Raw genomic sequence first — 13123 nt, forward strand, 5'->3', positions numbered from 1 at the left:
GGCTTATTGACCTCGGTGTTTAGCATTATCCACCTCGTCCTGCAAATGCGAGCAGTACGTTAAATTAAATTTGTACTATGCCAGGATGCACTTTCTGCAGAATTGAAAACGAGGCATTTCCACTTCAAATCCGAGAAAGCGTGGTGAATGAACATAGAGTTCACTGTTAGTTGCTACTTACTAAACCATTTTTTGGAAATTCACGGTGGTAGGTGTATTTCCTATACTTAAAAATGGGAAAAAAAGGATTTGACATAGTACGCTAAACCAGAACAAAAGCGCAAGCGCCCGTTTAGCGACGTACAAATTTTTTTAATAAGGATGAACGGCTTAAAACGTGCCATCCTGGCAGCAGACTCAAACGCGACGTCCTGTCGCTAAACGAAAAAAAACCTCCCGACGGTCTATTCGGGAGGGTGGCATTTATTTATTAAAGTCTTTTAATTTATCACCGATCATGTCACTTAACTGAAAACCGGAAGTTTCTTCTGGAAGCTCATAATCTTGATTGTTGTCTTCCTGTTCTTCTAGTTCTTTTATACTTAATGAAAGACGTTGATCGCCTTCATTAACATCCAATACTTTCACATGAACAGCTTGGCCCTCTTCTAATACTTCTTGAGGTGTTCCAATATGCTTATGAGAGATTTGAGAAATATGGACTAACCCTTCTACTCCAGGAAGTACTTCAACAAAAGCTCCAAAAGATACGAGTCGTTTTACAGTTCCTTCAAGAACGGAACCTACAGGTGCTTTTTCAGCAATATTTTCCCAAGGTCCAGGTAAGGTTTCTTTAATAGACAAAGAGATGCGTTCATTATCTCGATCTACTGATAAAACCTTAACCTTGACTTTTTCTCCTTCATGAACCACTTCAGAAGGTTTGTCAATGTGTTGGTGGGAAAGTTGAGAAATGTGCACCAAGCCATCTACTCCACCAATATCAACGAATGCACCAAAATCTGTTAATCTCTGTACAGTTCCTTCAAGCACCTGGTCTGCTGATAATTGATCTAATACATTCATTCTTTCTTGCTTCTTCTCTTCTTCAACTACAGCACGATGTGAAAGAATAAGTCTGTTTTTTTCCTTATCCAATTCTACAATTTTAAAAGAAAGCGTTTTTCCTTGATATTCTGCAAAATCCTCAACATAATGGTCTTCTACCATAGAAGCGGGCACAAAGGCTCTTACCCCTAGATCCACAACAAGACCACCTTTGACAATTTCATTCACTTCAGCATCAAAGATTTCGCCATTTTGATAGCGTTCTTCCAACTTCTCCCAAGCCTTTTCTGCATCTACTTTGCGCTTCGAGAGAACCAATAGTTCTTCTTCCACTTTTGTCACAATTAGGTCAAGAACGTCTCCCTCGTTAACAACATCCGATGCTTTTTCAACATGGAGGCTGGATAGTTCACTAATCGGGATGATACCATCAAGTTTACTTCCATCAATATTGACAAGAACTTGTTTTTCCTCGATTTTAGTGACAGTTCCTTTCACTAGATCTCCCTCAGAGAAATTTCTCACTTCAATATCATTCATATCCTCGGGCATATGTACTCCTCCTATCGGCTTTAAAAATATAAGAATTAATAAAAATTCCTTTGCCTTTAAGTTAATTTTAAATCGTCCTCTTATTAACTTCTTACAAATGAATACGTTTGTCAAGTAATTGTAACTATTGTGTCAATATTCAATTATCCAGTATGTTCATCTAAAAGTTTTTGAATTTCTGCCATGATTACCTCTGTTGCAATATCGGCTGATGTTTTCTTTTTACGAATCTCCGTAAAATCTATTGGTTTTCCAAAAACAATCTTTTGTTTTTTAAATGGCTTATAGGGTCCAATCACTGCACAAGGAAGTATCTGCGCATTCGAACGTAGAGCGAAAAAACCTGCGCCAGCGAGTCCCTTGCCAAGTTCCCCCGTTGAGCTTCTCTTTCCTTCTGGAAATAGCCCTACGACCCTATCTTCCTTTAATAACTTTAATCCGTTTCTTAAAGCTTCTCGATCACTCATGCCCCGTTTAACTGGAAAAGCATTGATTGCATTCATTAATTTCTTTGTGGCTGATTTTTGAAACAACTCTGCTTTTGCCATAAAATGCACTGGTCTGGGTGCTGACATTCCGACTGACGGGGGATCAAGATTACTAATATGATTAGAACATAGTAAAACCCCACCTTCTTTTGGAAAATGCTCAAGACCAATTACTTCAACACGATAAAGAGGCTTGATAATACATTTGACGACACCTCTTGCGAAATCGTAAAAACTCACTATTCCCCCATCCTTTCATTGGCCAACTGATAAATCCGGTCAGCCACTTCAACAATCGAAAGAAAAGATGTGTCTATTTCAATTGCGTCGTCTGCTTTTCTTAACGGAGAAACTTCTCGTTCTGAATCTTGTTGATCTCGTAAACTGATTTCTTTTTTTAGCTTCTCTAAATCTGAAGTATAGCCCTTGTCAATATTTTCAAGATGTCTTCTCTCTGCTCTTACTTCAACACTCGCTACCAAAAATACTTTTAATTCCGCATTTGGCAACACTTCAGTCCCAATATCACGTCCATCCATTACAACGCCGCCAGCTTGTCCTAATGCCTTTTGTTGTTTAACCATTTTTTCCCTTACAAGCCGATGAGCAGCTACGGTCGATACAGTATTTGTAACTTTATCTTCACGGATGACGTTTGTCACATCTTTTCCGTTGACAATGACAAGTTGTCCTTTTTCAGATGGAGTTAGTTCTATAACCGTATGAGATAATAGATCAGCCAATTCTTGATCATTTTGCACATTAACATTTTCTTCCAAAACCATGTATGTTAGAGCCCTGTACATAGCGCCTGTATCAACATATATATAAGTCATTTTCTCTGCCACAATTTTAGCTACAGTACTTTTCCCAGCACCTGCTGGTCCATCAATCGCAATACTGATTTTCTTCAAATTCCTTCACCTGCTTGCTTCATATAAATATGATTTTAATTTATTTCTATATTATCATATAACACGCTAAATTCCTTCTAAATATATTTAGAATTTAATTTAAATAAATCAGCAGGTGACCTTCCCTTTGCAACATGGAGCTCGAAGAAAGTTGAATCCCTTTTCATTTTTTATTCGTGTGATTCGATCTTTTGATGAAATACATCCAGTTTCTCTTGCTCTTCCATACCAGAGACCCCTTCATATTGAATTAACTTGTTTACATAATCAAACCAAGTTACATGTTGAAACAACATTTGAACACCAATTAGAATAAACAGGTGGACTAAAACTAATTTTAAGAAAATTCGTTCCAATCTCTTCATATTCACCATTCCGTTTTTCCATTTATTATCGCCAAGTTTGCATTAATTTATTTCACCCAACCCTCTTTTTCGATACTCTAATTGTTTTTCAAACGTAAAGCGAGTGAGCTGCTGTTGCTCTTGACTAGATAAATTTAAGAATTGTAAGGAAATAAGGTGCATCTTGCTTTTCTCAAAATTTCTTACAACTCTACAAGGAAGAGTAAGGTAAAGATAATCTTTTGAAGAAAATGGCAATACAAGCAAAACTTCACCTAATTCACCCTTTTTAATTTGGGTATGACGATTAATAATTGAACAACCTCCGGCACTTATATCTTTCGTTACGGTTGGAAAGTATGTTCCTGAAATTTTCAGTGAGGCATCTAGAGCTGTTTTTACACGAACAAATTCTCGGCGTTGGATCTTCATCAATCGATCCTCACTCGGGAAAAATAAAATCAATAATGGTATCTTATTTTTCATTTGTCCTAGCACCTTTGTCCTGAATAAATAAGCATCCCCTGAATCCTTGTCAATAAAGTTTGCAAATAACTCTTCCTCTTTTAGTAAAAAAATAACTTGATTTGATTCATTCCCCACCGGATAGGTTATATAAATTTTATTTTCAGCGTAATCAGCTATTTTTGCTTTAAAGCTTTCCCGTTTATTTTCCCTATCTAATTCTAATGTCAGTTCCATGCCCGCCTTGATCATCCAACATCCCACCCATTACTTTTTTACTAATCATTTAGTATTATCGCAAAGAATTTTGCGAATTTCTAGTATTTAGATCAAGAAAAGCGCCCGCATAGCAAAGAGGCCGGGACAAAAGTGTTTCACCAAAGAAAAAACCGAACTAGTATATCCCTGCTCCGGAAATATACTTCGCTTTCCACGGGCGGCTTGTGAGCTTCCTACAGAATGTAGGTCACGAAGGCGTTGCATCAGGACGGCGCATACTTAGCCTTTGATCCTTTCGCACTCCGAGATCTCACCAATGCCTTTCCTCCCGCTGAAGTCTACGTATATTTCCTCCGCTAAGGTAATACATTGTTCGGTTTTAGAGCTTAATTTTTTAGTTTTGTCCCAGTCTCTTCGACTTATAGAACGTCTTCGTATAATGGCTCGGCGTTTTGGAGTTTATCGACTTTTTCTTCCATTCCAGTTTCCGCATTAATAAAAATACGATACGTATCATTGTTCATGGTACCTACAAATTCATGACAAAATACATCTTTCCCTAGATCGTTAGCGATAATCGCTAACTGATGATCTCTAATTTCTACGTTTCCATTGATATATTCCTCTGCTTCTTGCTCAGTTAACTTCGGTTCAGGGATTTCCCGTTCATGTTGTCCTTTTAAATAATCCGAAGCAGCAAATCCAATAATCTGCCCATTATCAAGGGCAACCTTGACCTTAATTGATTCAGGGTAAATTGTTACATCATCCTGAATGGTCGTGAATGTAAACAATCCTTGGGTATCATATTGCAGACTTTCATTTAAGTGCAAATCTTTATATTGATGTGCTTGTAAATACTCTTCTGCTTTTGAAGCTGCTTCATTTAAGCTTATTTTTTGGTCTCCAATATCTCGATGATTAATTAACCAAATCGGATAGCCGCCTTTTTCAGTCATATCAAGACTAACTTGGTCTCCACCACTATCTAGATTTACACTATAAAAACGGTACTCTGAACCTTTTCCGCTCTTAGCTACCTTTACATCTGAAATATCTTTTAATCCTGCATAGTCTTTCGCAAGCGCAACAGCTTCTTCTTTCGAAATTGATTTACCTTTTAAATGCTTAAAATTCTCTTCTCTTTTTTGAAATGTGACCATCGTCGTATCTTCTAAATTTTCTTCATCAAATCCTTTAACTTTTTTATCAACTGTTTTGAATCCATCTATGATTGTATTATCGGCCGCTTCTTTTCCAGAAGCTAGAGCCAATTCAACATCCATCCACCGCAGATTGTTCTCCAACACTGAGTGTTGTACATTCCGCAGTTCTGAACGAATTTCATCACTTTGACTATACAGCTTTTGCAATGTTGTGTATTCCTTCTTGGATAGTGGTTCCTTATCTAAATCACGTACGGCTGTTTGATAGCTAAAATTTCCGATATTCGCAAGAAATTCCTCTGTCTTATTAAACGGTAACAATGTCAATGGCAATTGTCCTACCTGGGTTCTTGCTTCAGAAGTAATCCGCCAAACATCAGCAAGCGCTGGTGATAAGGATTTTTTAGAATTCATTGCAAGCGTTGTTCCAATTTTGTCGTGTAATACATCCATTTGATAGGACAAGTCGTGAAAAGCACGTTGATAGTTATTTTCCGAATTCATTAAAATGGCATTTTTTTCCTGGTGCTCCTGATACCCCCAATAGGCTGTACCAGCAATTCCTATTACTAAAACACCAATTAAGATAGACCTAATCAAAATTGAACACCTCCCTTATTACATGCAAAAGATATGTTTTCCAATTCGTTTGATTTGTGGACGAGTCCAAATCCACTCACTTGTTGCGGTATCCGGATTAAAGTAATACAGTGCGCTGCTTGTAGGGTCCCAGCCATTAATCGCATCCAAGACTGCACGTTTTGCGGTATCATTTGGCTCCAACCATATTTGACCATCCGCCACCGCGGTAAATGCGCGAGGTTCGAAGATAACTCCGGATACTGTATTTGGAAACGATGCGCTGTTCACTCTGTTTAAGATAACAGCTGCAACGGCAACCTGGCCTTCGTATGGTTCTCCACGAGCTTCCCCATGCACAGCATTAGCCATCAGTCGAATATCGTTTTGCGAAAAGCCTGCAGGGGTGTTTGTAGCAGATGGCTTTGGTTGAGAATCGCCACCACCTTGATTACCAGATTGTCCTTTATTAGGCGAAGATTGTTGAGATAGATCTGTTCCACCATAATGTGTAAATTTATTGCCTTTTTTAATTTGGTCCTTCACATACTGTTGATCGTACTTTGAAGCGTTCGCGAGTTTTGCTTTTGTATTTGCTCCAGCAAGTCCATCAATTGGTAAGCCAAATTCACTTTGGAAATTTCTTAGTGCCCAGTATGTTCCCCAGCCGAATACACCATCAATTTTTCCCTCATAAAAACCAATATACTGTAGTCTTGCTTGTAACTCGATGACATCGTCTCCAACTGCCCCTTTTTGAATCACTTGATTTGTAAATGCGCGTGTTTCATGTATTGTTGGGATAGATAGGACGATGATGCTCACAAATAATACAGTCAGTAGCTTGATCGCTTTGCTATCTCTCACTTTTATAGCCTCCAAAAATTGTTTTCCTATCCATATTGTCCTTAGGAAAACCCATTTTTATTCATAAAAGTCAAGAAAAATATCTATAGGACAAAAGCGCAAGCGCCTTGATCAGCCCCGACAAGCAAATGTTCCTGAACCTAGGAAGGGGCTTTTTCCCTTCATAGGTTCAGGGTTATTTGACCTCGAGGGGCTAGGCGCTGGAGCTGGATGACAAAACTCAAAATTACAACTTATCCACAAGCCAAGAATTTTATAGTTTCGCTTAACAATAAGAAAAGCGCAAGGCGCCCGCCTATCGGCGACAAGCAAATGTTCTGAGCCAAAGAAAGGCGTTCTTTGCCTTTCTTTGGCTCAGGTTATTATGCAGAACATCGGCTAAGCTTGCGCCGTCCTGGCGCAACACCGATGGACTCGCTCCTGCGGGCCTCGAGCCGATGGCGGTTGAAGCTGGACAACAACTGCCCAGCCTTGAAGCAATCTAAGAAAAACTTTATGCTTTCTTGTTTTAGTACAAAAAACTCAAGTGCTCGTTTAGCAATGTACAAACTTTTTAGAGCTTTGACTTATCGTAGGAAGAAGTCGAAAGTTTGCTAGCAGCAGCAATGACCTAAGCAAGTTATTCGCAAGCTACGATTTGATAAATTTCTGGCAATAAAAAAAACAGCCATCATTCTTAATTAGAATGCAGCTGTTTCGTCTTCGCTTTTATTTTGAAAATGACGTTTCGATAATACATGTGCATGTTTGGCTTTCTTCAGTCCAAAATACCATAGAAATAACATAAAAGGAATTATATAATAAATCCAGCTTTTCCCGACTAGAATAGAATCATAAAATCCATGCAAAATAAATGGAATAAAAAAGGATAAGCAAATCCATTTAGCCGGACTTCCCGCAATGTTGAATTTCGCTTTACCAAGATAATAGCCCATTAATACACCGAATAAAGCATGGCTAGATACAGGCAATAAAGCTCGCCCCATTGCAAACTCTACTCCATTACCTAGTAAATATAGAATGTTCTCGACAGTGGCAAATCCTAATGAGAGAGAAGCACCGTACACAATCCCGTCATAAGGCTCATCAAAGTCAGCATGCGGGTATACAGTTAGGAATAGAATAAACCATTTAAAAAACTCTTCTAAAAAAGCTGCGGAAATGAATGATCTAAAATATAGATTTACGATCATATTTTCAGCATCTATCACGTATTGCATAAACATAATCGGAAATGTTAAAATTGCGCCAAACAAAAACATTTTAAATACATTTGCGACAGGCTCTTGACCATATTGGTCACGCAAATAAAAATAACTTATTAAAGCTAACCCAGGAGCAATCCCGGCAGATAATATGCCAAACATAACCAGCTCTCATTTCTGTCTGTTTCTTTTATGTTAACATGGAAAAGGTGAATTGGGAATGATTTTGGTAATGAATCATACTAACAAGAAAAGCTAGGATTTTATAAATTCCTAAGCAACAATGAAAAGGTGAGAATAATTGAAAAACATACTTGTATTACATACTGGCGGGACGATTTCCATGCATGAAGACACTCAGTCAGGTGCGGTTGCTCCATCGCTGGATCATCCGCTCACAGACTTCACAGAGGAATTTAAAGATGTGGCGCATCTCACCACAAAACAACCACTCCACCTTCCCTCACCTCACATTAGGCCAACAGAGATGCTAATCTTGAAAACCTTAATTGAGGAAGAATACAGGCAACACTCATTTGATGGAGTTGTGATTACCCACGGAACAGATACCTTGGAAGAGACTGCGTATTTCCTAGATCTCACACTTGACATCGACATTCCAATTGTCATTACTGGAGCAATGCGGTCGAGTAATGAAATTGGCTCTGATGGTTTATATAATTTTATTTCTGCAGTTCGTGTTGCCTGTTGTAATGAAGCAAAAGATAAAGGTGTTCTCGTTGTTCTTAACGATGAAATTCATGCTGCAAAAAATGTGACAAAGACGCATGCCAGTAATGTCTCAACCTTTCAAAGTCCACAATATGGCCCCATAGGTTTAGTCACGAAGCGAGAAGTCCTGTTTCATTATAAACCACTCTATGGCGAACACTATGATATTCATCAGATTTCCAAAAGAGTCGCATTGTTAAAAGCTTACGCAGGAATGGAAGCAGATATGCTTGAGGCAATTTATGAGCAAAAATATGATGGAGTTGTGATAGAAGCATTGGGACAAGGAAATCTTCCACCTTACTGCTTACCTGGAATCGAAAAATTAATGAAGGCAAATATTCCTATTGTGATCGTTTCCCGCTGCTTTAAAGGTGTTGCTCAAGACGTTTATGATTACCAAGGCGGGGGAAAGCAATTGAAAGATATGGGAGTTATTTTTAGTAATGGTTTAAATGGACAAAAAGCAAGGATTAAATTACTCATTGCTTTAACAAAAACAGCTAAGCTTAACAAACTAACCCGCATTTTCCAAGATCCAGTTTGAAGCATGAAGAGTCAATAGTGATGATCCAACTCATAATAGCTGGCAAGAAGGCATATTTATAGAAAACATGGGGGTGATCACATGTTTTCTATGTATGTGCTTGTCAGTGATGAGTGGAGTGTTACTTTCTTGAGTATTCTAGTCTGTATTGCCATTCTGTATGGCTTCCTGATCAAACAGGCGACCAATTTAAAACTCTATTCTCCACAACCTCTGATTTTTTTATTGGGGTTATGTTTAACTTATTTAATTATAGAAAGCCCCTTATCTATCTTGAGTCACCTCTTATTTAGCTCTCATATGTTTTTCATGAGTATCCATTATTTTATTATCCCGCCTCTTCTGTTATTAGGGATCCCTCCTTCTGTATATGTTTATCTAAATCAATTTAAAATGATAGGTTGGATCAAACATTTACGAATCCAACCAACATTAGCCCTTTACTTATTTTCCATCCTATTCTTCACCTATCACTTCCAAATGATCTTACAAACCTTTACCCAATTTCCTTTTATCCATAAAATTTATATGCATTTGCTATTCTACCTATCGGTCAATATGTGGTATCCGCTTGTATATTCAACCATTAGCCATATGGAACAAAAAAAGAGCTTTGTTTTAAAAAGCTCTCTTCTGCTCATGCCTGCATGTTTATTTTTCATTTTAATTGGAATTTTGAATGAGACCAGTCATCTTCCTTTACAAGGTCAATTAACGGCAAGCCTTTGTCTACCTACTACCGATGTGATTAGTGATTTGTTGCCTATCAACGCTAAATACGATCCATTAATAGCCGGAATCCTCATGCTCGCTATTCACAAAATAAGTTTAATGGGCATTATGAAGTATGAGCATAGATTACGAAAACAAATGAAGTGAAAATCAATTTACATCAGCCTTCTTTTATACAATTTGCAATAAGATCGCCATGTAAACGGCCATTTTCAATAAAAATCTCATTGGCTTCATTTCCAGCTGCTATCACCCCTGCAATAAATAAATTTTTAATATTTGTTTCCATTGTTTCCGGATTAAATTGTGGTCTGCCTGTGATTTCATCGATTTCTACTCCCATTTTTTTGATAAAAGGATGATCCGGATGATAACCAATCATCGCAAAAACGAAGTCATTTTCAATTTCTTTCACTTCATCTCCCACTTGATAGCGAACAGAATGGGGGGTTATTTCTAAAACATGTGCGTTAAATTCCAATTTAATTTCTTCATTTCTGACCAAAGCTTGATATTCTGGTAATATCCATGGTTTTACACTAGCAGAATAATCATGTCCTCGATACAGGTTGGTTACTCTTGCTCCAGCATTATGAAGCTCTAACGCCGCATCAACAGCTGAGTTCTTTCCTCCAATCACCACTACATCGGTGTCAAAGTAAGGGTGTCCTTCTTTAAAATAATGAAGGACCTTGTCTAGATTCTCTCCAGGAACATTCATATAGTTTGGATGATCATAATAACCGGTCGCAATAATCATATATTTTGCTTCATATAGATCCTTCGAGGTTTCAACTGTGAAGCTATCATGTTCTTTTTTTACATTTGTCACTGTTTCATAGCGATTGATCCTTAAATCTTTTTCTTTCACTACTTCACGATAGTATGTAAGAGCCTGATTTCTTTTTGGCTTACGTTCCACTGTGATAAAGGGTACCCCCCCTATAGCCAGTTTTTCGCTGGAACTAAAAAAGGTTTGATGGGTGGGATAATGAAATAGGGCATTTGCAATATTCCCCTTTTCAATTATAAGTGGATCTTTCCCGATATTCTTTAAAGCGATAGCAGCAGCTAATCCACAAGGACCGCCACCGATAATTATACATTCTTCTTTTTGCATTTTATGATTCTCCTATTCTAATTAGAAAAGCGCACGGCGCCCGCCTATCGGCGACAAGCAAATGTTCTGAGCCAATAAAAGTCAAAACCGGACTTTTCTTGGCTCAGGTTATTAAGCGGAACATCGGCTAAGTTCGCGCCATTATCTAATCTTCTCCAAGTACTACACAAATCTATGTTCTGTAAAATAACGAAATCTCCCATCTATATATGATAGGAGATTTCAAAAATGAGTGCAAAGATTTTGATTAAAAGTTCGCATAAAGGGTCTGCATCGCTGTCTTATCAATGATAGTTGTTCCATATTCTTCCAAATAGGCCCATGTATAAGTACTTCTTTCTCCATATTCTTCTCCTAAAGCGAGTAAACGCTCTTGATACATATTCTCTTTCATCATGACTAAATAATATTGATCCTTAAATATATACAGAGAACTAATGCTTTGGATTCGCTCTAGATCGGACATTCTCTTAGTTAAGAAAATACAATCATCAATCGTGTCAAAAGTGAAGATGACAAACTCTTTCTCCAAGGCATTCTTTGGTTCATGGATTCCTATTGGAGAATCGATTATATCCTCTTCATCTAACGTTAATATTAGAACTAATTCATTTGCATTCATTGAATAAATTTCAACAGCCATTGCCTCACAATCCTGCAAATCATACATATGGCATGCCTCATCAAGCATTTTATCAAATAAAGCGTCCCAAACGTATGACTCTTCTAGCATTTCTTCTTCGGTCATCCCCTTAAAGGATAGTTCATCAAAGGAAATCGAGTATTTAATTTGATTTAGTGCTATGCGCTCCAGCTTCACGAAACCGCCCCCTGAAGTTGCTCTTTTCCTCCATAGTATGTAACACCATAAAGATGGTTCATGAAAGAAAAGCGCAAGCGCCTGTTTAGCGATGTACAAATTTAAAGACTTCTGACGAGATAAAGGAAACACGGTGAGGACGAAGGACGAAGCGATGTTGACTTATCGTAGGAAGAAGTTGTAAATTTGCTAGTCGCTAGGCGCTGGAGCTAGACAATGGAAAGCGGAAGGCGGTTGTCAAGGGGCGACAAGCAAATGTTCTGGAACCTAGGGAGAGTGGTTTTCTCTTCCAAGGTTCCGGATTATTTGACCTCGAGCCCCAACCGGCTGGAGCTAGACAATGGAAAGCGGAAGGTGACTGTTCAGCTGCGTCCACACTTGGATGATAAGGATGAACGGCTAAAAGCGCGCCGTCCTGGCGACAGACTCAAACCGCGACGTCCTGTCGCTTCGTCTGCACTAGTACATCCTATACGTCGCAACGCCGTTCTGACTCACGTTCTGCGGCCTCTTTTTTAAGATTAATAAATGTGTTTCAGGTTTAGCACCAAGTCGCAGAGGTAATAAGGAAGTTCCGTATCCATTACTAACTAAAAGAAGCGTCCCATTTCTTTCACGTATACTGCCTTTTTGATAAGGACCTAACCCAAAGATGCGAATTTGTCCACCGTGGGTATGGCCGCTTAAAATGAGTGAGAGTTGATGATCTTCAGGTAACATAGCTAAAATGGCTGGATTATGGCTGAACATAATTTGAAACGAATCTGGTTTTACATTTTCTAGAATTGATTCAATTGGTGGTAATTCTTGTGTACTTACATCATCGACACCTACAAAGCTAAGCTGTTCATTTTGTAATTCAAAAACCTCATTTTTTAATTCCCTTACATCAAAACGGACAAACAGTTCACGTAGTTGTTCTTCATTTACTTCATAATCGTTATTCCCCCAAACAAAATAGAGTGGGGCTATTTCTTTTAATATAGATAAATTATCAGCAATTCTTGCATAGGGAACCCCCTTTTCAGCTAAATCGCCGCCGATGACAATCCAATCCGGCTTTTGCTTGAGTTTTTTGAGTAACTCAACTGAGATTTTCCTGCGATGAATATCAGAGATAAAGAAAAGCGATTTTCCTTCTATTGAATGAGGAAGATTTTTAAATGAAAGTACCTCGGTATGCACATTGTCTTCAAATGCATTCCTTATCATATAAACAGTTAGGCCAATCCCTGCGAGTAAGATGATACAGATCCATATAATGATCAAGAAAATCCTCCATTCCCTCTTTTATCCCCGCCCGACTTGTAGTGTCTGCGGCATATAGTATCCTTCAAGTCATAAAATCCAAACTATTGGCCTGTG

The 13123-nt window shown here is 38.2% G+C and carries 13 protein-coding genes; 2 read left to right on the top strand and 11 right to left on the bottom strand.

From position 1 onward, the window contains the following. Window positions 1–423: 423 nt before the first annotated feature. The 8 genes from rpsA to prsW form a co-directional block, all read right to left on the bottom strand. Window positions 424–1560 (bottom strand): 30S ribosomal protein S1, encoded by a 1137-nt coding sequence (rpsA, locus tag KI375_RS19295; protein WP_212975079.1) that lies wholly within the window; start codon window positions 1558–1560, stop codon window positions 424–426. Between the two features lie 143 nt (window positions 1561–1703). Next, entirely contained in the window at window positions 1704–2288 is a 585-nt protein-coding gene (locus tag KI375_RS19300; RefSeq protein WP_207452262.1) for a lysophospholipid acyltransferase family protein, read from the bottom strand. Next, window positions 2288–2962 carry a (d)CMP kinase gene (cmk, locus tag KI375_RS19305; protein ID WP_212975080.1) on the bottom strand — a complete coding sequence of 225 codons (675 nt, stop codon included), beginning with the start codon at window positions 2960–2962 and terminating at the stop codon, window positions 2288–2290. Before cmk ends, KI375_RS19300 begins: the two co-directional genes overlap by 1 nt. A 170-nt stretch (window positions 2963–3132) precedes the next feature. Continuing rightward, window positions 3133–3336 carry a DUF5359 family protein gene (locus tag KI375_RS19310; protein ID WP_212975081.1) on the bottom strand — a complete coding sequence of 68 codons (204 nt, stop codon included), beginning with the start codon at window positions 3334–3336 and terminating at the stop codon, window positions 3133–3135. Window positions 3337–3369: 33 nt separating this feature from the next. Then, window positions 3370–4023, bottom strand: coding sequence for a flagellar brake protein (locus tag KI375_RS19315; RefSeq protein WP_212975082.1), 654 nt, complete (start codon window positions 4021–4023; stop codon window positions 3370–3372). A 386-nt stretch (window positions 4024–4409) separates the two neighbouring features. Further along, window positions 4410–5756, bottom strand: coding sequence for a germination protein YpeB (gene ypeB / locus KI375_RS19320; RefSeq protein ID WP_212975083.1), 1347 nt, complete (start codon window positions 5754–5756; stop codon window positions 4410–4412). Window positions 5757–5774: 18 nt separating this feature from the next. Beyond that, window positions 5775–6575: a spore cortex-lytic enzyme gene (gene sleB / locus KI375_RS19325; protein WP_244852864.1), complete on the bottom strand. Its 801-nt coding sequence runs from the start codon at window positions 6573–6575 to the stop codon at window positions 5775–5777. A 707-nt stretch (window positions 6576–7282) separates the two neighbouring features. Continuing rightward, on the bottom strand, window positions 7283–7969 hold the full coding sequence (gene prsW / locus KI375_RS19330) for a glutamic-type intramembrane protease PrsW (protein WP_212975085.1): 687 nt from the start codon (window positions 7967–7969) through the stop codon (window positions 7283–7285). 139 nt (window positions 7970–8108) lie between these two features. Between prsW and KI375_RS19335 the strand changes: the two genes are divergently transcribed. Both KI375_RS19335 and KI375_RS19340 read left to right on the top strand, forming a co-directional pair. Next, window positions 8109–9086, top strand: a complete 978-nt coding sequence (locus KI375_RS19335; RefSeq protein WP_212975086.1) for an asparaginase — start codon at window positions 8109–8111, stop codon at window positions 9084–9086. 81 nt (window positions 9087–9167) lie between these two features. Continuing rightward, complete coding sequence (locus tag KI375_RS19340; RefSeq protein WP_212975087.1) at window positions 9168–9965, top strand: cytochrome c oxidase assembly protein; 798 nt, start codon at window positions 9168–9170, stop codon at window positions 9963–9965. Between the two features lie 13 nt (window positions 9966–9978). On the opposite strand, the gene KI375_RS19345 is transcribed toward KI375_RS19340, so the two are convergent. The 3 genes from KI375_RS19345 to KI375_RS19355 form a co-directional block, all read right to left on the bottom strand. After that, entirely contained in the window at window positions 9979–10938 is a 960-nt protein-coding gene (locus KI375_RS19345) for a YpdA family putative bacillithiol disulfide reductase (RefSeq protein ID WP_212975088.1), read from the bottom strand. Window positions 10939–11185: 247 nt separating this feature from the next. Beyond that, on the bottom strand, window positions 11186–11758 hold the full coding sequence (locus KI375_RS19350) for an adaptor protein MecA (protein WP_212975089.1): 573 nt from the start codon (window positions 11756–11758) through the stop codon (window positions 11186–11188). A 459-nt stretch (window positions 11759–12217) separates the two neighbouring features. Beyond that, window positions 12218–13027: a metallophosphoesterase gene (locus KI375_RS19355; protein WP_244852848.1), complete on the bottom strand. Its 810-nt coding sequence runs from the start codon at window positions 13025–13027 to the stop codon at window positions 12218–12220. Between the last annotated feature and the right edge of the window lie 96 nt (window positions 13028–13123).

Source organism: Bacillus sp. J14TS2, assembly GCF_018333015.1.
Classification (GTDB): domain Bacteria; phylum Bacillota; class Bacilli; order Bacillales; family Bacillaceae_C; genus Lederbergia.

Coding starts and splice junctions, on each gene's coding strand:
- rpsA (WP_212975079.1), bottom strand. CDS start 1,560: ATGCCCGAGGATATGAATGATATTGAAGTGAGAAATTTCTCTGAGGGA.
- KI375_RS19310 (WP_212975081.1), bottom strand. CDS start 3,336: ATGGTGAATATGAAGAGATTGGAACGAATTTTCTTAAAATTAGTTTTA.
- KI375_RS19315 (WP_212975082.1), bottom strand. CDS start 4,023: ATGATCAAGGCGGGCATGGAACTGACATTAGAATTAGATAGGGAAAAT.
- prsW (WP_212975085.1), bottom strand. CDS start 7,969: ATGTTTGGCATATTATCTGCCGGGATTGCTCCTGGGTTAGCTTTAATA.
- KI375_RS19340 (WP_212975087.1), top strand. CDS start 9,168: ATGTTTTCTATGTATGTGCTTGTCAGTGATGAGTGGAGTGTTACTTTC.
- KI375_RS19345 (WP_212975088.1), bottom strand. CDS start 10,938: ATGCAAAAAGAAGAATGTATAATTATCGGTGGCGGTCCTTGTGGATTA.